The 19,830-nt window shown below is 57.8% G+C and carries 10 protein-coding genes; 1 reads left to right on the top strand and 9 read right to left on the bottom strand.

What is annotated here, in order from left to right; all coding sequences use genetic code 11:
- Nucleotides 1-211: ISKra4 family transposase (locus VEH04_00775; GenBank protein HYG21284.1), on the top strand; the 211-nt coding region annotated here is incomplete at its 5' end.
- Between the two features lie 176 nt (nt 212-387).
- Here the strand turns inward: VEH04_00775 and VEH04_00770 are convergent.
- The 9 genes from VEH04_00770 to VEH04_00730 form a co-directional block, all read right to left on the bottom strand.
- On the bottom strand, nt 388-1,116 hold the full coding sequence (locus VEH04_00770) for a hypothetical protein (protein HYG21283.1): 729 nt from the start codon (nt 1,114-1,116) through the stop codon (nt 388-390).
- 252 nt (nt 1,117-1,368) lie between these two features.
- Nucleotides 1,369-2,052, bottom strand: a complete 684-nt coding sequence (locus VEH04_00765) for a response regulator transcription factor (protein HYG21282.1) — start codon at nt 2,050-2,052, stop codon at nt 1,369-1,371.
- A gap of 98 nt (nt 2,053-2,150) precedes the next feature.
- Nucleotides 2,151-3,512 (bottom strand): glutamate--tRNA ligase family protein, encoded by a 1,362-nt coding sequence (locus VEH04_00760; GenBank protein ID HYG21281.1) that lies wholly within the window; start codon nt 3,510-3,512, stop codon nt 2,151-2,153.
- Between the two features lie 99 nt (nt 3,513-3,611).
- Entirely contained in the window at nt 3,612-4,568 is a 957-nt protein-coding gene (locus VEH04_00755) for a DnaJ C-terminal domain-containing protein (GenBank protein HYG21280.1), read from the bottom strand.
- An 80-nt stretch (nt 4,569-4,648) separates the two neighbouring features.
- A complete protein-coding gene (locus VEH04_00750) occupies nt 4,649-6,211 on the bottom strand; it encodes a DegQ family serine endoprotease (GenBank protein HYG21279.1) in 1,563 nt (520 codons plus the stop codon).
- A gap of 321 nt (nt 6,212-6,532) precedes the next feature.
- Complete coding sequence (locus tag VEH04_00745) at nt 6,533-8,224, bottom strand: ATP-binding protein (protein HYG21278.1); 1,692 nt, start codon at nt 8,222-8,224, stop codon at nt 6,533-6,535.
- 4 nt (nt 8,225-8,228) lie between these two features.
- A complete protein-coding gene (locus VEH04_00740; GenBank protein ID HYG21277.1) occupies nt 8,229-14,636 on the bottom strand; it encodes a HAMP domain-containing protein in 6,408 nt (2,135 codons plus the stop codon).
- Nucleotides 14,637-14,831: 195 nt separating this feature from the next.
- On the bottom strand, nt 14,832-15,929 hold the full coding sequence (locus VEH04_00735; protein ID HYG21276.1) for an HRDC domain-containing protein: 1,098 nt from the start codon (nt 15,927-15,929) through the stop codon (nt 14,832-14,834).
- Nucleotides 15,930-16,413: 484 nt separating this feature from the next.
- Entirely contained in the window at nt 16,414-19,506 is a 3,093-nt protein-coding gene (locus VEH04_00730; protein ID HYG21275.1) for a vitamin B12-dependent ribonucleotide reductase, read from the bottom strand.
- Nucleotides 19,507-19,830: the final 324 nt, after the last annotated feature.

Below are 19,830 nucleotides of genomic sequence, written 5' to 3'. Positions count from 1 at the left end.
TTTGATCAACCGTCTGGATTGTCTGGATTATCCCCGTGCGCTGGCGCTCGGATTGCCGATTGGGTCAGGAATGATCGAGTCCGGACATCGGCACGTTTTGCAATCTCGACTCAAAAAAGCCGGAGCTGCCTGGTTGATTGAGAGCGCGGACCGGATAGCCAACTTGCGAGTGCTGCGGGCAAACGGCCAATGGGAGAACATGTGGAATTAATCTCACCCACTTTTAATCACGCCCTAGCGCACGTTTCCAAGCCTGCTGTATAGCCGCGCTCCCATGCCGGCTGGATGTAGACCCCGCCGCGCAGGCAGGAAACTATCGAGCCGAAACAACTCAACACGTCCTGATTTCGCGCGTTTCCGTGCGGGATTTCGGCATACTCCCTCCACTCAGTTCTGCGAATCCCCACGATGTTGCAGCAGGAGTTTCTCGAGCGAATAATCCGGTTCCATTGCGAAGAGCCGATCCGATATATCGTTCAACGCCAGGCGCGTGGTTTCGAAACGGTCCGATAACGTGTTGAAAATCTCGGCGAGCTCGTAGCGTTGCGCCAACCGGTGATCACTTGCAGCACGATATTGCGCGCGGCCAAGGCCTTCGTAGTAGCGGACATCTGGGAAGCCGCGGGCTTCGGCTCGGAACCGGATGCGATCGGGAAAAACCCCCGATAGGAATAATGAATAGTTGCCGATGTGCGCGCGGAGGCAGAATGCCGTCCGCTCATCCGCCGCCTGCAGCGCGCTGAGCATCTCGAAGAAATAATCCAGCGGGTTCACGTGCCCAGGCAACACGCAGCGCGCGCGTTCGCTGTGTGCAAATTCCGTCAGCAGTTCGGCCACGTAATCGGCCACGGCACGATTTGCAATGCCCGATCGGTTGAAGACATGTCGGACCAGGATGTAGAAATAAAACCGAGTGGAAACCCGCAGACACCCTCCCCGTTCCAGCAACGAATGAAACAGCTGCTCGTCGTCCAGAATCGCATCCCTCGATTCCTCATCCGAAAGAAGATTAACCAGACATTCCGCGTTTCCGAGTTTTTTGCCCAGTACGGCCAGGATAAAAGCCACATCCTCTGCTGCAAACTGGATCCGACAATTCGGTTGAATCACTTTCATCGTCGATACGTCTTTGACGATTTACTGACTTCACCTGTGCTCAGGCATTGATCTGTTTGGAAACTAAAGCAAAAGCAATTCCAGGCAAATGCGCTGATTTACCCATCTGACAATTCACGGCGCGATGGTGCGTGAACTCGGGTGCGAGGCCCGTGCGGGCTTCGTGCAACACTTGAAATGGGCAAATGAAAAATCGTTCGATGCAATCACGGCTGGCTTGCACGTTTTTGGACAGGCTGCCTGCTTTGCAACTCAGGCGTAGGCTTTGTTGAGGCACCAGCGGATGGCTGATTGCAGCAGTTCAGAACCGTCCTTCAATTGAAGCTTGTCTTTGATGCGCGCGCGATACGTCTCCACGGTGCTGATGTCGATGTGAAGGGAATCAGCGATTTGATTCGTGCTGCGGCCAAACCCGATCAATTCAAACACCTGCAGTTCGCGTTCTGACAATTGCTCGGATGCGGAACGGCTTGCGCCGCCTCCTGGCGAAGCGATGCGGGAAGCAACTTGTGCGGCGGCCTTCTCGCTCCAGTAAATCTCGCCATCGAGAACCTTGCGCACGGCTTCCATGATTTTGCGCGGCGGCTCCTGCTTGGAAACATAACCCCGCGCGCCCGCTCGAACTGCGCGTTCGGCCGTGATGCTCTCGTCCTGCATCGAAAGGACGAGACTGAGCACCTTGGGATGGCGGTTCCGCAAATCTCGGATCAGATCAAGCCCGTCAGAACTGCGAAGCCGCAAATCGATGATGGCGAGATCGGGCTGGGCATCAGCAATGCCCTTGAGGGCGGCGTCGCGATCGTCAGCCTCCCCGCAAACCTCCATCCCGTGTTCATGGCGGAACGCATCGCGCAAGGCATGACGTACTAGCGGGTGATCATCGACCAGGAACACTCGAATCCTCCTTGCCGTAGCTCCGCCAGTTGATTGTTTCATAATCGACGGTGGTTGGGTTGCCGCCGATTAGATGTTCTCCGCCCCGGAAAATCAAGCTATTCCTAGGCTTTAGAGGACGGGCAAACTACGGGCAGAAGTTACTGGATACCTTGAAAATAACGGTTCAGGGCGTGATCGATGCGCTGCAGCACGCACTCTTTGCCCAGGACCTCCAGCAGGTGATACAGGCTCGGGCCCGCGGAATTTCCTGTGCACGCCAGCCGCGTCGGATGGACCAGGACGCCCGCTTTCACACCGAGTTCCCCCGCCACACGCTTCAAGGCTGCCTCTAATTCCGCGGCGCGGAATGGTTCGGCAGAGGCAAAGCTTTCGCGAAGTTTCTGCAGGCGCGGAAGATTTTCCTGCGTGAAATCCTTTTTGATGGCGTCGCTGTTCGGAACGATCTCGTCCTTGAAATAAAATCCTGCGTAAGCCGGAAGCTCGGTGAACAACTTGATTTTCCCGCGGCACGTGTCGAGGGCCGCCTTCACGTATTCAACGGGATAACGATTCGTGTCGATGCCACCCCTGGCAAGCGCATGCACGCACAATTCATAGAAGCGATCGGGCGCAACTTCGCGCGCGTACTCGCCCTGAAGCCAGAGCAACTTATCGTGATCGAACCGCGCGTTGGCCCTCAGGATTTGAGGAAGATCGAAGAGTTCCACGACATCGCCCAGCGGCAACTTTTCACGGTTGTCCTTGGGTGACCAGCTCAGCAGGCACAAATAATTCACGACGGCCTCCGGCAGATATCCCCCGTCCATGTAAGCCGTCATCAGGGCGCCTTGATCGCGCTTGCTCATCTTGGTGCCGTCGGGATTGAGAATCAGCGGGATATGCGCGTACTTGGGCGGCTCAACACCAAACGCCCGAAACAACGCGATGTGCTTGGCCGTGTTGCTCAGGTGATCCTCGCCGCGGATGACGTGAGTAATGTTCATCTCGAGGTCATCGATCACGTTGACGAGATGAAACACAGGTTCGCCATCGGAACGCACGATCACGAAGTCGGGATCCATTTCCTCCCGATCGGTGAGTTTCCGTTCCACTGAGCCAACTACAAGGTCATCAATGCGAATCGGTTCGCGGGACATGCGGAACTTGATCGCGCCGTCTTCCTCATAGGCGAGTCCGCGGGAAAGCAGCGCCTCCACTCGAACCTGGTAGTTCGCTTTGCGCTGGCTTTGAAAATACGGTCCCTGGCTTCCTTTGTAGGGTCCTGTGGCGTCGCTCGTCAGCGGACCTTCGTCCCAGTGCAATCCGAGCCAGCGCAGCCCGTCCAATATCACATTTACAGCAGCCTGCGTATTGCGCGCGGTGTCGGTGTCCTCGATGCGAAGGATGAACGTCCCGCCCGTGTGACGGGCATAAAGCCAGTTGAACAAAGCGGTGCGAGCCCCGCCAATGTGCAGGAAGCCGGTGGGACTCGGAGCGAAACGTACGCGTGGTTTCATCATGAATGATCAGACATCGGTTGCTTGGCGAACCATAGCCGCGCAGGCAGCGTTGACGCAAGGGGCTGCAGCCACATGCAAAATTCGCCAACGTTGTGAGCCTTACCCGCGCGGACGGAATTTCGATTCGCGGGCCAGCTTCTCCCAGAGGGCCCGTTCATCATCGCTCACCTGCGCAGGCACGGCGATTTGCGCCACCACAATGAGATCGCCGGGCGTGCCATCCCGTTGCGCAAGACCGCGCCCGCGAACCCGCAGCTTTTGCCCGTTCTGTGTGCCCGCGGGAATGCGAATATTAACGCTCCCCTCGAGCGTTGGAACCGAGAGGCTGGAACCAAGAACCGCTTCCCACGGCGCAACTTGCGCTTCGTAAATGAGGTTGTGGTCATCCACTTCGAAGTCCGGATGCCGCGCGAGCCGCACCCGCAAATACAAATCCCCTGCTCCACCCGCACCCGCTTCACCGCGGCCAGGAACGCGCAGACGCTGCCCTTCCGTGACGCCCGCTGGAATTTTCACCTGATATGTCTGTGTTCCGGCTTCTCCACGAAGCGACACTGAACGCACCGAGCCGCGCATTGCTTCCTCGAGTGTCACCATGATGTCGCCCTCGACGTCGCGTCCGCGCCCGGCGACCTCCTGCTCCTCGGCTACGCCGCCGCGTCCGAATCCGCCGCGCATCCTGCTTCCGAACAGTTGCTCAAAGAAGTCGCTAAAACCGGTTCCCGCGAACTCATATTCCTGCGGCCCGCCGCCGTTCGTTCGTCCAAAGCCGCGGCCGTTTCCTCCAGGGCCGCTCCAGCCGGGCGGCGGCCGAAAGTCCGCGCCCGATTTCCAGTTGGCGCCGAGCTCGTCGTACTTTCTGCGCTTGGTTGGATCACTGAGGACGTCGTATGCCTCGTTGATCTCCTTGAATTTTTCCTCCGCCTTCTTCTTGTCCTTGGCGACGTCGGGATGATACTCGCGAGCCAGCTTTCGAAAGGCTTTCTTGATATCGGCGTCCGACGCGGTTCGCGAGACGCCAAGAGTCTGATAATAATCTTTGTACTGCACACCCATAGCCGGAGCGCCGCAGGAGCGCGCGCTCAACAGGAGAATGCCTGCGGCGCCAGGTTTGTCAAAGCGCGGTTCCGAACGTTCTAGTCCTTCTTCCTGTTGTCCACGCTCATGTAGGTCGAACCCCCGCCCCGCCAGACACGCAGCGTCACGCGCTTGCCTTTCGCCCGTTCGCTCGCCGTGACGGCTTCATCCGCGTTGCGAACGGGTTTCCGATCGATTTCGAGAATGATGTCGCCGCGACGCAATCCCGCAGCCGCTGAATTGGAATCAGGAGCCACTTCGGCCACCAGGGCGCCACGGACATTTTCAGGCACTTCCAGTTCCTGCCGAATCCCGGGAGTCAGGTCGGTCACCTCGACGCCATCCAGGCCATCGAACTCGGAGCTGGGATCACTTTCAATTGCGCCCGAACCTTCACGCGCCAGCCGAGGCTCTCCTGGCAAGGCTTCGAGATTCGCCGTGAGGGTTCGCTCCTCGGGTTTGCGTCCCGGTTCGCTGCGTAGAATTTTCAAAGTCACCTTCGTCCCCGGCGACAACTCGGACACCGCCAGTCGCAATTGCGCTGCGTCAGTCACAGGACGATCATTCAGCGACCGAATAACGTCGCCCGGCTGCATTCCCGCCTTTGCCGCGGGTGTATCGGCCATCACGTCTGACACCATCGCCCCGTTTTGGTCAGGAAGGCCAAAGCTCTCGACAAGGTCGGGTGAAATTTCCTGCAGCGTCACCCCGAGGAACCCCCGTTCGACCCGTCCCGAAGTAATCAGCCGTTCCATCACGTTGCGCGCCATGTTCACAGGCACTGCAAAGCCAATGCCCGCGTTGCCGCCGCTGGGACTGAAGATCGCCGTGTTGATTCCGATCAGGCGTCCTTCCGCGTCGATCAACGCGCCGCCGGAATTTCCCATGTTGATCGGCGCATCGGTTTGAATGAAGTTCTCATATCCCGCCTGCCCCCCCTGCCGCAAAATTCCGAGAGACGTCCGGCCGATCGCGCTGACAATGCCCGCCGTGACGGTCTGGCCAACTCCGAATGGATTGCCGATGGCCATCACAACGTCACCCACTTCGATTTTGTCGCTGTCGGCCAGCGTGATGGGCGGGAACGTTTCACCGTCCACTTTTAGAACGGCGATGTCTGTTCGAGGGTCGGTGCCAACAATTCGAGCGGAGAATTGCCTGCCGCCCGATGCGAGCGAAACCTTCACGCCATCAGGGTCCGAGCCTTCCACGACGTGGTTGGCGGTGAGGATGTAACCTTCTGGCGAGACAATGACGCCTGACCCGAGGCTTTGCTCCTGGCGCGGAATGCCCTGCTCACTTGGACGGCCGCGACGGCGCGAATCCGGCACGGGTCCCCATTCTTCTTCGCCGAACGGAAAAAACGGAAATGGCATTCCACGCATCCGCGGCACGCGAACGGTCCGGGTGGAATAAATATTCACGACGCTCGGCGCGGCGCGCTTGATGACCGGGGAATAGCTGGAAACGGCCCCCGATTCACGATTGAGTGGCGCGTCCTGGACAGTTATCCGCGCGGGCACATTATTGGTTTCGCGGCCATTGAGTTGAAGAACCCCAAGCACCACCACCCCGCCCGTTATCGCAGAGATCAATCCAACCATCGGTCTGGAAAATTTCATAAACGAATGTGTTCAGGCCGGATACATGCCGGCTCGTCATCTGTTTTTCTATTGAACCATCCTTCCGCCGCGACTGTTCAAAAAAAAATCCGCCATGCCACGGGGAGGGTTGATGTTCCAAGCTGGCACGCAACCTCCCGTTGTCAAAGGAGGTTATGGCGTGTGTGTTGGGGAATTCCCCGCGTATCCAATGGCGGGATGTGGGGCGCTCTGCGCGTCGGCATATCCGCGCGAACAAACGGATTCCCCGCTCGCGCGGGCGCTCAAGCCGGCGTCGCCTGCGTGACGCGAACGTCGCGGCGCGATGTCCTTAGCCGCCAATCACAGGGAACTCACGGCGACCTTGTTCATCTCGGATGCAAAGTCCAATTGTTCATCGGATCCTTCCTCGGACGCGCGCAGCATGAACCAGAAACGGCTGCCCTTCCCTGTCTCGGATTCCACGCCGAACCGGCCAGCCATGCGTTCCACGCCTTTCTGCACCATGGCGAGCCCGACACCCGTTCCTGGATAGGCGTTGTGCGAATGCAATCGTTGAAACAAGCCGAAGATCTTCTTGTGAAACTGCGGTGGAATTCCGATCCCATTGTCCTGGACGACCACGCGCAAATACCCATCAGTCGAATCCGATCGCACTTCAATTCGCGGCTTCTGCGTGGGTGCCGTGAACTTCAAGGCGTTTGCGACGAGGTTGAACAGAATCTGGCGGATGGTTGCCGGGTGGCCAATCACAAACCCGAGAGGCCGCACCACCTCCACTTCAGCCTGTCTGGCGCGAATTTCCTGGTCGATTGAAAACAGGACGTCGCTGACGGCGCTCTCAAGGCTGACAGGCCCAAGGGTGATTTCAGAACGGCTGAGACGGCTGTAATCCAGCAGGTCCATCAGCAGCTTGTCCATGTATTTGGCCGCGTTCTCAACGCGCATCAGGTAATCCTGCGCCTCCGCCGGCAACACATTGTCGTACTGGGCCAATACCACCTGCGTGAAGCTCGCAATCGAACGCAGCGGAGCCCGCAGGTCATGGGAAATCGAGTAGTTAAAGCTTTCCAGTTCCTTGTTGACCTCGGTGAGATCCCGGATCCTGCGGTTGAGTTCGCGGTTCAATCCCTTGATCTCCTCCTCCGCCGCTTTGCGAGCCGTGATGTCGCGGGCAAAGATGTAGATCAACTGCTCTGACGCAAACGGCGCCGCCGTCCAGGCCAGCCAGCAATAGGAACCATCACGACAAAGATAGCGCCCTTCAAAATAAATCGGTGAATTATCGCGCTTGAGCTTCTCGAAATGAAAAGCCATCGCCTCGCGATCATCAGGATGCGCAAACTCCAGGCCTGACTTCGACTTCAACTCCTCCTCAGAGTAGCCGAGCACCTTCTCCCACGAGGGATTGATCTGCAGAAAGTAGCCGTTGAAATCTGCGATGCCCAGCAGATCGATCGCGAGCGTGAAGAAACGATTCCGCTTCGTCTCCGCCTCCAGGCGATCCGTCGCTTCGGCAAGGGCCCGTTCATGACGGGCCTGTTCGACGCAGCGCAATTGCTCCGACTGCTTGCGAATCAATTCCGTTTTGCGATGCAACTCCACGAACACCGAAACCTTGGAGCGCAGGACTTCAGGAGTGATAGGCGTGATGATGTAATCCACCGCGCCGAGTGAATATCCCTGGACGATGTTGTTCTCCGAATTGCTGATCGACGTGACAAAGATGATCGGGGTGTGCTCCGAGCGCGGCCGCTTCCGGATCAATGACGCGGTCTCAAAACCGTCCATCCCAGGCATTGCCACGTCCAGCAGGATCACCGCGAAATCCTGGCGCAACAGGTGCCGCAACGCCTCCTTCCCGGAACGCGCCTTCACGAGGTTCTGTCCCAGCGGCGCCAGGATCGCCTCCACCGCCAGCATTTTATCAGCCCGATCGTCCACCAGCAGGATGTTCGCCGGGCTGACGGCTGCCTCGATGGCATTACCGTTTGTGGACTGAATGGATGCGGCCTCGTTGAGCGTTGTGTTCATGGCGTCAGCGATGCAACCAAAGGTGCAGCGTCGATCGGAGTTGTTCCGAATCAACGGGCTTGCACAGGTAATCCGAAGCCCCGGCGGCAATGCATTTCTCGCGGTCCCCCTTCATCGCCTTTGCTGTCACTGCAATGATCGGCAGCTCCTTGAATTCCGGCAGCTCGCGGATGGAACGGATCGTTGTATAGCCGTCCATCGTCGGCAGCATGATATCCATGAGAACCACGTCAAAATTGCGATGCTCATTCAGCAGGTCGATGGCGTCCCTGCCGTTCTCCGCAGAAACCACGTCCATCTTGAACCGTTCCAGCACGCTGGTCATCGCGAAGATATTCCGGATGTCGTCGTCCACGACCAGGACCTTCTTGCCTTCGAGGACCCGCTGATGCAGTGACTCCAGCATTCGGCGCTGCTTCTCTGGAAGCTTGGATACGTCGCGATGCAGCCACATTGCGGTTTCATCGAGCAACCGCTCGGGAGAACGCGCGTCCTTGACCACGATCGACTCTGCCAGTTCCTTCAAGTGATCGGATTCGTCGCGGGGCAACTCGCGCGCCGTATGAACGATCACGGGAATTGCAGCGGTGCTGCTTTCCTTGCGAATTTGTTCCAGCAACTCCGCTCCCGACATGTCGGGCAATCCCAGGTCCATGACCACGCAATCGAACTTGTCCGTGTGGATGGCATCAAGCGCCTCGCGGCCGGACCCGACAATCGTTGTCTTCACGTCGCCATTCCCGACCAGTTCGCGAAGATGCATGCTCTGAATCTCGTCGTCTTCAACGACCAGGAGATTCTTGACCGGGCGATCCGTGAATTCCTTCAATTCGTCGAATGCCTTCTCCAGCGAATCCTTCGATTCCGATTTCGTCAGGAACCCGAACGCACCTGCCAGGCGGCTCGAGGTTTCGTCGAGGTCCACGGCAATCACGTGAATCGGTATATGCCGAGTGGCGAGGTCGATCTTCAAACGGTCGAGCACCTTCCAACCGTTCACATCAGGCAGCCGGATGTCGAGCGTGACTGCAGCTGGCTTGAACTCCCGGGCCATCGCCAACGCTGTGGCGCCAGAATGGGCAATGATGCCTTTGAAGCCTTTGTCATGTGCCATTTCGAGAAGGATCCGCGCGTAGTTGGGATCATCTTCCACGATCAACAGCACCTTGTCGGTTGGTAAGATTTTCCCGCGATCATCCTCCACTGATGTGTCGAACGGCCCGGAATCCTGGCCATCGGAAACGTCCTGCGAAAGCAGCGGCGTGGTGATCAGGCGGCCATCCTCGGTCTGCTGCAGCGTGCTTTCCTTGCGCACCGAGCGCATTGGCACGTGGGTCTGCGGCAGGTAGAGCGTAAAGGTGCTTCCCTGGCCGAGAGCGCTCGCCAGCCGGATCTCCCCGCCCAGCAGACGCGCAATTTCGCGGCTGATCGCCAGGCCCAGCCCCGTCCCGCCGTACTTGCGGCTCGTGCTGCCATCCGCCTGCTGGAAGGCTTCAAAGATGATCTGCTGCTTCTCCGGCGCAATCCCAATGCCGGTGTCTGTCACCGAGAACGCTATGACGGAGCGCGCATGGTACAACACCTCGTTCTCCGGATTCCAGCCTTCGGTAACGGCAGCAACCTTCATCAGCACCTGCCCTTTCTCGGTGAACTTGAATGCGTTTGAAAGGAGATTGCGAATCACCTGCTCCAGCCGCTGGGTGTCGGTGAACATGCTCGCCGGCAGCTCCGAATCCACTTCGATTTCGAAGTCCACTCCCTTGGCTTCGGCGACATGACGGAATGTGCGGTCCACATAATCGCGGAGGTCGGAGAAGCGCAGCGCGGCGATGTCCACGGTGACCGTGCCCGATTCGATCTTCGACAGGTCGAGAATGTCATTGATGAGGCTGAGCAGGTCGTTGCCTGAGGCATGGATCGTTCTGGCGAATTCCACCTGCTTGGCCGTGAGGTTGCCCTCGATGTTTTGCGCCAGCTGGTCGGCAAGAATGAGCAGGCTGTTAAGCGGCGTGCGCAATTCGTGCGACATGTTCGCAAGAAACTCGGATTTGTATTTGGACGTAAGCGCGAGCTGCTCCGCCTTTTCTTCGAGTGCCTGGCGCGCCTGCTCGACTTCGCGATTCTTGCGTTCGACTTCCGCGTTCTGCTCGGCCAGCAACTTGGCCTTGTCCTGCAGCTCCTCGTTCGTGTTCTGCAATTCCTCCTGCCGGCTTTGCAGTTCCTTCGCGAGAGATTGTGACTGCTTCAGCAGATCCTCGGTTCGCGTGTTGGCCTCGATCGTGTTCAACACGATGCCGATCGATTCGACCAATTGATCCAGGAAGGCCTGGTGAATGGCACTGAACTTTTCAAAGGAGGAAAGTTCCATTACCGCCTTGACCTGCCCTTCAAACAGGACAGGCAGCACGATGATGTTGGTCGGCGGCGCCTGGCCAAGGCCCGACGTGATCTCCACGTAATCGTCGGGAGCGCTGGTGATCAGGATGCGTTCGCGTTCCAGCGCGGCCTGGCCGACAAGCCCTTCGCCGAGCATGAAGCGATTTCCCATGTTCTTGCGATTCCTGAAAGCGTAACTCGCCAGCAGCTTCAAATACGGTTCGTTGTGTTCCGGCGTTTCGGCGCCTTCGTCCTTGGGCGTCTCCATCACATAGAACACGCCGTGCTGGGCCGAGACCACGGGCGCGAGCTCGGAAAGGATCAGCTTGCCGACCGTGAGCATGTCCTTCTGACCCTGCAACATCCGCGTGAACTTCGTCAGGTTGGTCTTGAGCCAGTCCTGCTCGTTGTTCTTGATGGTTGTGTCCTTCAGGTTGCGGATCATCTCGTTGATGTTGTCCTTCAGCGCGGCCACTTCGCCGCGGGCATCCACCTGAATGAAGCGAGTCAGGTCGCCTTTGGTCACCGCAGTTGCAACGTCCGCAATCGCGCGCACCTGTGTGCTCAGATTGGCCGCGAGTTGATTCACGTTTTCGGTCAGATCCTTCCACGTGCCCGCCGCGCCCGGCACGCTCGCCTGGCCCCCCAGCTTGCCCTCAACACCGACTTCGCGCGCGACCGTCGTGACCTGGTCTGCAAACGTCGCGAGCGTGTCAATCATGCTGTTGATGGTATCAGCCAGCTCGGCAATTTCGCCCTTCGCCTCAACCAGCAGTTTGCGCTTGAGATCGCCATTCGCGACCGCCGTCACAACCTTCGCAATGCCTCGCACCTGATTCGTCAGGTTTGATGCCATGAAATTCACATTGTCTGTGAGATCCTTCCATGTGCCCGACACGCCCTTTACCTGCGCCTGCCCGCCCAGTTTGCCTTCCGTTCCCACTTCGCGGGCGACACGCGTCACTTCGTCGGCGAACGATGACAGCTGGTCCACCATCGTGTTCACCGTGTTCTTCAACTCAAGGATTTCGCCTTTGACATCGACGGTGATTTTCTTTGTGAGATCGCCATTGGCCACGGCCGTGGTCACGGCTGCGATGTTGCGGACCTGCGTCGTGAGGTTCGACGCCATGAAGTTCACATTGTCGGTCAGATCCTTCCATACACCCGCAAGGCCTCGCACGTCCGCCTGCCCGCCCAGCTTGCCTTCCGAGCCCACTTCACGTGCGACACGCGTCACCTCCGATGCGAACGAACGCAACTGATCAACCATCGTGTTGATCGTGTCCTTGAGCTCCAGAATCTCACCTTTGACATCCACCGTGATTTTCTTGGAAAGATCGCCGTTCGCAACCGCCGTGGTCACAGCGGCGATGTTGCGGACCTGCGCAGTCAGATTGCCTGCCATGGAATTCACGGAATCCGTAAGATCCTTCCAGGTGCCCGCGACACCTTTGACTTCAGCCTGTCCGCCCAGTTTGCCTTCCGTTCCCACTTCGCGAGCCACACGCGTGACTTCGGCGGCGAATGACGATAGCTGATCCACCATCGTGTTGATCGTGTTCTTCAGCTCGAGAATTTCGCCTTTGACGTCGACTGTGATTTTCTTGGTCAGGTCGCCGTTTGCAACCGCAGTCGTAACCGCCGCAATGTTGCGGACCTGCGCAGTCAGGTTCGACGCCATGGAATTCACGGAATCCGTGAGATCCTTCCACGTTCCTGCCACGCCCTTCACGTCTGCCTGGCCGCCCAGCTTGCCTTCCGTTCCCACTTCACGCGCCACGCGCGTCACTTCCGCCGCAAACGAACGCAACTGATCCACCATCGTGTTGATGGTGTTCTTCAATTCAAGAATTTCACCTTTGACGTCGACGGTGATCTTCTTGGACAGATCTCCATTGGCCACGGCGGTCGTCACTTCAGCGATATTACGCACCTGTGCAGTCAGGTTGCCCGCCATGGAATTGACGGAATCCGTGAGGTCCTTCCACGTTCCTGCCACCCCTTTAACATCCGCCTGTCCGCCCAGTTTGCCTTCCGTTCCCACTTCACGAGCCACGCGCGTCACCTCCGCGGCGAACGATGAAAGCTGATCGACCATTGTGTTGATCGTGTTTTTCAGCTCGAGGATTTCGCCTTTGACGTCGACCGTGATCTTCTTCGAGAGATCGCCGTTCGCCACAGCAGTTGTCACCGTTGCAATATTGCGAACCTGCGCCGTGAGGTTCGATGCCATGGAATTGACGGAATCCGTGAGATCCTTCCACGTCCCCGCCACGCCTTTCACATCCGCCTGTCCGCCGAGTTTGCCTTCCGTTCCGACTTCGCGCGCGACACGCGTCACTTCCGCAGCAAACGAACGCAACTGATCGACCATCGTGTTGATGGTGTTCTTCAGCTCCAGGATCTCACCTTTGACGTCGACAGTAATTTTCTTCGAGAGATCGCCATTGGCGACAGCGGTGGTTACGGCAGCAATATTACGCACCTGCGCAGTGAGATTTGCGGCCATCAGATTGACGGAATCCGTGAGATCCTTCCACGTTCCCGACACGCCTTTCACCTCCGCCTGGCCGCCAAGCTTGCCTTCCGTTCCCACTTCGCGCGCGACACGCGTCACTTCCGCCGCAAAGGAACGAAGCTGGTCCACCATTGTATTGATGGTGTCTTTGAGCTGCAGGATTTCGCCTTTGACGTCGACGGTGATCTTCTTTGAAAGGTCGCCATTGGCAACCGCCGTCGTGACCTCAGCGATGTTACGCACCTGGGCAGTCAGGTTGCCCGCCATTGAATTGACTGAATCCGTGAGATCTTTCCATGTGCCCGCCACGCCGCGCACCTGCGCCTGGCCGCCGAGCTTGCCTTCAGTTCCGACTTCGCGCGCCACGCGTGTGACTTCCGCAGCAAACGAGGAGAGCTGATCCACCATCGTGTTGATGGTGTTCTTCAACTCGAGGATTTCGCCTTTGACATCGACCGTGATCTTCTTTGAAAGGTCGCCATTGGCAACCGCCGTGGTCACCGCGGCAATATTGCGCACCTGCGCCGTCAGATTGCCTGCCATCGAATTCACCGAATCGGTAAGGTCCTTCCACGTTCCCGAGACACCCTCAACCTTCGCCTGGCCGCCCAGCTTTCCTTCCGTTCCCACTTCGCGCGCCACGCGGGTCACTTCCGATGCAAATGAGCGCAATTGGTCCACCATCGTGTTGATCGTGTCCTTCAGTTCGAGAAATTCGCCGCGGACGTCCACCGTGATCTTCTTGGTAAGGTCGCCATTCGCCACCGCCGTGGTGACTGTCGCGATGTTACGCACCTGAGACGTCAGGTTCGAAGCCATCAGGTTCACGTTATCGGTAAGGTCCTTCCACGTGCCTGCGACGCCCTTGACCTTCGCCTGGCCGCCAAGTTTTCCTTCGGTTCCCACTTCGCGCGCCACGCGGTTTACCTCAGATGCGAACGCGCCGAGCTGGTTGACCATCGTGTTGACCGTTTTTGCGGTTCGAAGAAATTCGCCCTCGAGGCGGTGTCCATCGATTTCCAGCGCCATCGTTTGCGAGAGATCGCCTTTGGCCACAGCGCCGATGACGCGGGCGGTTTCGCTGACGGGATGCGCGAGGCAATCAATGAGCGTATTGACGGAGTGCACGCGTTCAGCCCAGGCGCCCGTGACCAATCCGAGCGAAAGACGTTCCTGGATCTTGCCTTCCTTGCCCACGACGCGGCTGACCCGGCTCAATTCGCTCGTCGAATGTGACATCAATTCCGCCACTTCGTTGAAGCAATCGGCGACTTTGCCACCGACCCCGGTCCACGAGAGGGGCAATCGAACGGTAAAGTCCCCATTCTTGATGGCGACCAGCGCGGAAAGCAGTTCCACCGAGTTCACCTGCCCAGGTTCGCCGCCGTTGCGTGCGTTCGCTTTGCCACTAGCAGTGGTCTTGAGCTTCGGGGTTTTAGGCGTGGATACCCGTGGGAGCGACGCAGGCGTCGGCCTGGCCGTGGTAGTCGTTCTCGAAAGTGGTTTCGTCTTCATATCAACACATGTACTGGACAACACTGCGGCAGACTCAAAAACGAGAACTGTCGCGTTCTAGCGAATCCAGGAACAGGCAGAACCTAGGGAGGTGTTTTAAACGCTCACATGGGGTATTGGCCCCATTTCGGAAAGCTTGCACCCGTAAGCAGCCATCGGGGTCCGTAGAAATTTTTTTTTGACCTCCCGCGGTCGTTAATTCATTCCCATCAATGCGCGTTGCCAGCCCATCAAATCGGCCGCGTGCGCCTTTTCGTCACGTGCCAGATCACTAAGGGTAGCGCGGCTGGCGATCAGTGTGGGATCGATTCCGAGCTCGGTGGCGCGCTGATCCCGCCGCGTTTGCAATTCCAGAAAACGCCGGCGTTCGGCCTCGGTTGGCCGATGGCTCCGATGAACGAGGAGCCGCGGCAGCTTTTCAGAAGTGACGGCCCTGCCCCGCGAGATCGCTTGGAGGATTCCCGAGCGGCGGCGGTCCGAAATGTTCCGGGGCAACAATGTGTGAACCGAATGCTTCAGTCCGCCGGCGTTTGCGAGCGCGACCATGGTCTCGTGGCTCAGCACGAAGAACGGCGGCCGGTTTGCGAGAGTCGCCTCCTCCTCGCGCCACTTCCAAAGCTCCCGCAACACGGCGAGCGCGGGACGGTCCAGCGCATGACTTCCCTTGATGCGCCAGATCGATTCCTCGTCCACCGGCCGGGGCGTGGTGCATTCCTGGATCAGCCGCACGCAGGATTCCTGATGCCATCCCAGACGGCCTTTCGCCTCGAGTTCCGCCCGCAATTTGTCTTCCAGGCTGCGGAGATAGTGGGTGTCGTTCCTCGCATATTTCTCCATTCGCTCGGTTAGTGGCCGTATTGCCCAATTTGCCTTTTGCGGCCCCTTCTCGAGCTTCACCTGCAGGTATCGTTCAACCAGGCTGCTATAGCCGAACTGCCGTTCCCCGAGGAGCCGCGCCGCGAGCATGGTATCGAAAATGGCGGTTGGAACAAATTCGTGGTGCTTCAGCAGAAGTCGCAGATCGTAATCCGCGCCATGCATGATCAGTTCGTGTCCGTTCAACGCCTCGAGGAGCGGATCCAGGCGCATGTCAGCCAGCGGATCCACCAGGAAGTCGCCGTCAGCCGTGCTGATTTGAATAAGGCACACCTTTTCGGGGTAGGCGTGCAGGCTGTCAGCCTCGGTATCGACAGCAATCCACGTCGCGCTTTCCAGCACCTTGAGGAAATCCGCGAGCTTCTGTTCCGTATCAATCACCCGGGGAATATATGTGCCGGCGCGGCAACGTGCCAAGCGTGAGGTGCTTCCCGCAGTGTGCCAATGATACTGACGAATACGGATCAGCAGGAGAAGCGTACAACCACGAATCACCCGAACCAGGCGAAATAAGCAGAAAGTTCCCGAGAATTACCGGAATTCGCGTCAACCCGTTCGGCCGTTCTCGGATTTCGTGTGATTCGCATCCGTGGTTAAACTTCTCTTGAATTCGCGAAAATTCGCGTAATTCGCGTAAACCCGTTTTTTCCCTTTCGCGTTTTGGTTGCGGCTCTGCCGCCGTGTGTGTTTCGTGGTTTTCCGATTCTTCTACTGATTCGTCAGCAACTGGACTTTTGACAGTAGGGCGCAGAGATCGCGGAGAAAAAGGAGAGGGCAAATCTTTTTAAACACGGATTTTCGAGTGTTCCTGTGGCCGGGACGGCCACTCTCCGTTGGCCCAAAAAAAATCGGAGGGTTTGAGGCCCTCCGATTTCGAATGTTGTTGCGCCTCGCCGGGGGACTAACTGCAGCCCAGGCTTTCGCCGCAGTTCAGGCACTTGTAGCAGGCGCCGTTGCGGACGGCGACGTGGCCACAGTTCGGACAGGTCGGCGCATCCTGCTGGAAGTGCGCGACGGAATCGCTCAGCGATCGTACCACACGATCCTTTTGGCCGTTGCCGCTGCTCGTCTTGACGTTCAGAACTTCTGAGTCCTCAGCGATCGCAAGGTCAGGCACCGGGCGATTCACTTTTTTTTTCAGCTCTTCAAGTAATCCAGGCATTGCCAGCTCAGGCTGCTGGCGCACGGCGGAATTCGTTTCGCGATATCCAGGAATGAACTGCAGCGCCATCCAGCGGAACACGTAATCCGTAATCGATGATGCATTGCGGATTTCCGGGTTCTTGGTGAAGCCGGAAGGCTCGAAGCGTTGATGCGCGAATTTCTTGACCAAGGCGTCCAGCGGAACGCCGTATTGAAGCGCCATGCTGGTCAAGGTGCCGATGCCGTCCATCAAGCCGCCGATCGTCGAACCTTCCTTCGCCATCGTGATGAAGAGTTCGCCGGGATTTCCATCCTCGAACAATCCAACCGTGAGGTAACCCTCGTGGCCCGCGATGTCGAATTTGTGGGTGATGGCTGGCCGTGTTTCGGCGAGGCGGCGGCGCAACGGCTTGCCGGAAGCCTCGCGATACTTCGCCACTTCGAGATCGAGTTCCTTGATCCGGCCTTCGAGCGATGCCGTCTCAACAGAGCCGGTGGAAACCTTTTCGCCACCTTCGTTGGTTTTGCGGGTGTTAAGCGGTTGCGAACGCTTGGAGCCGTCGCGATAGATCGCCACGCACTTCAATCCCATCTTCCAGGCTTGAATGTAAGCATCGCGAACGTCGGCGGCCGTGCATTCGGTCGGCATGTTCACGGTCTTGGAAATCGCGCCGCTGATGAACGGCTGCGCCGCGCCCATCATTTTCAGGTGGGCCATGTAATTGATGCTGCGCTTGCCACGATACGCCTTGAACGCGCAATCGAACACCGCGAGATGCTCGGGCTTGAGCCCGCTGCGCACAGTCGCGCCGTTGTCCTCGACATCTTCGATCGTGTCGAACTTCTCCACGTGCGCAATGATCGCCTGGATTTCCGTCTTGTTGTAGCCAAGGCGGTGCAATGCCTGGTCGACGGTGCGGTTCACAATTTTCAACATCCCGCCGCCTGCCAGCAGCTTATATTTCACGAGAGCAATGTCAGGCTCAACACCGGTCGTGTCGCAATCCATCAGGAACGCGATCGTTCCCGTCGGCGCGAGCACCGTCACCTGCGCGTTGCGGTAACCGGCCTTCTGCCCGCGATCAAGAGCACCGTCCCAGCAACGCCGCGCTTCATCCTTCAAGTAACCAAAGTCCTCGCTCGGGTGAATCTCTTCGACGGCATCGCGGTGCAGCTTGATGACATTGAGCATGGATTCGACATTATCCTTCGCGAGCGGCTTGGAAATGTGGGCGCAACGCGCATCGCGATAACCCGGAAAGGCTCCAATGGCGCTCGCAATCTCGGCACTCTGCTCGTAGGCATGGCCCGTCATGATCGCAGTCAAGGCCCCTGCAAGGGCGCGGCCTTCGTTGGAATCGTAGGGCAAACCGTAGCTCATGATGAGCGATCCCAAATTGGCGTAACCGAGGCCCAGCGTGCGGAAGATATGGGAATTCTCCGCAATGTCCTTGGTGGGATAGCTTGCGTTGTCGACGAGGATTTCCTGCGCAGTGATATAAATACGAACCGCCGCCTTGTAGCGATCGACGTCAAATTTTCCATCCTCACGCTTGAACTTCATCAGGTTCAACGACGCCAGGTTGCAGGCGGTGTTGTTGATGAAAACGTATTCAGAGCAGGGATTCGTTGAATGAATTGGCTCCGTGCCCTTGCACGTATGCCATTTCTGAATCGGGCCGTCATACTGCATTCCGGGATCTCCGCAAACCCAGGTGCCTTCAGCGATCTTGTTGAGCAGCGTGTTGGCGTCCTTCTTCTGGAGCGGTTTGCCGCTGCAAACGGAACGGGTCCACCACTCACGGCCTTCCAATGCCGACTGCATGAATTCATCGCTGGCGCGAACGGAGAGATTCTCGTTCTGGTACATCACGCTGCCATAAGCATCGCCATTGTACGAGCCGTCGTAACCCTGCTCGATCAACGCCCATGCCTTCTTCTCTTCCCTCTGCTTGGCGTCGATGAATTCCTCGATGTCACCATGCCAGTCGCGCAGCGTGTTCATCTTTGCAGCGCGGCGGGTCTTGCCGCCGGACTTCACGACATTCGCGACCTGGTCGTACACTTTCAGGAACGACATGGGACCGCTCGGCCGTCCGCCGCCGCTCAGCTTCTCCTTGCTCGAACGAATCGGGGAAAGGTCAGTGCCCGTGCCCGAACCGAACTTGAAAAGCATCGCCTCGCTATAGGCCAGGCGCATGATCGATTCCATGTTGTCGTCGACCGATTGGATGAAGCACGCGCTGGTCTGCGGATATTCGTATTGGGTGAAGGCGCGTTCCGCCTCGCCTGTCTTGCGATTGTAGACCCAGTTGCCCTTGCCCGAATTCTTGCCGACGCCGTATTGATGGAACAGGCCGACGTTGAACCAAACGGGAGAATTGAATGCGCCATATTGGTTGACGCAGAGCCATGTCAGTTCGTCATAAAACACTTCGCCATCCGCCTTGCTGAAATAGCCGTCCTTGATACCCCAATCGGCGATCGTGCGACAGATGCGATGGATGAGCTGGCGAACCGACGTTTCCCGCTCCGGCGTGTTCTGTTCGCCGTAGAAATATTTGGAGACGACGACCTTCGTCGCGAGCACGGACCATGACTTCGGGACCTCGACGCCTTCCTGCTTGAAAATGACCTTGCCCGCGTCGTCCGTAATTTCGGCGATGCGCTTTTCCCACTCGAGTTGATCGAACGGCTTTACTTTGGCGTCACTGAAAGTCCGCGCCACCTTCAACATGCGCCGGCCAGAGCCGTTCGCGGACTTGGGATTGCGCGTGCCAGCGACCTTGGCTGGACGACGGCGATGCTGCCGGGCGGCAGACGGCAAGACTTCCTCGCGAGCGTCGATCATGGTTCGATTTTCCTTTCCTGTTCTTGTCTTCGAGGCGCTCAAAGAAAGAACTGCGGTTTTCAAGCAGATTTTTGGCAAATTCGTTCCTCCGGGGTTCTCTTCCGAGGCCGGAGACACCCCAATTAGTTGGGGAGCGCCGCAACTCTATCACTACACGTGGTGCCGCCAAGCAAATTCTCAAAAAAATTGTTCAAGGCTTGTTCGCTCAAAAAATCGTTAAAATTTGAGCTGAAAAATTGAGGTTTTCCACAGGTTATTCTCAGTGGTGAATAAGTTTTAAAAGCAATAACGCCAAAGGACCTTATCACCCTCCCCTTTCCTGCA

This window comes from Verrucomicrobiia bacterium (assembly GCA_035629175.1).
Lineage (GTDB): Bacteria > Verrucomicrobiota > Verrucomicrobiia > Limisphaerales > DASXHY01 > DASXHY01.
The sequence above is the reverse complement of the archived record's forward strand: the minus strand, read 5'-3'. Positions and strand labels throughout refer to the sequence as shown.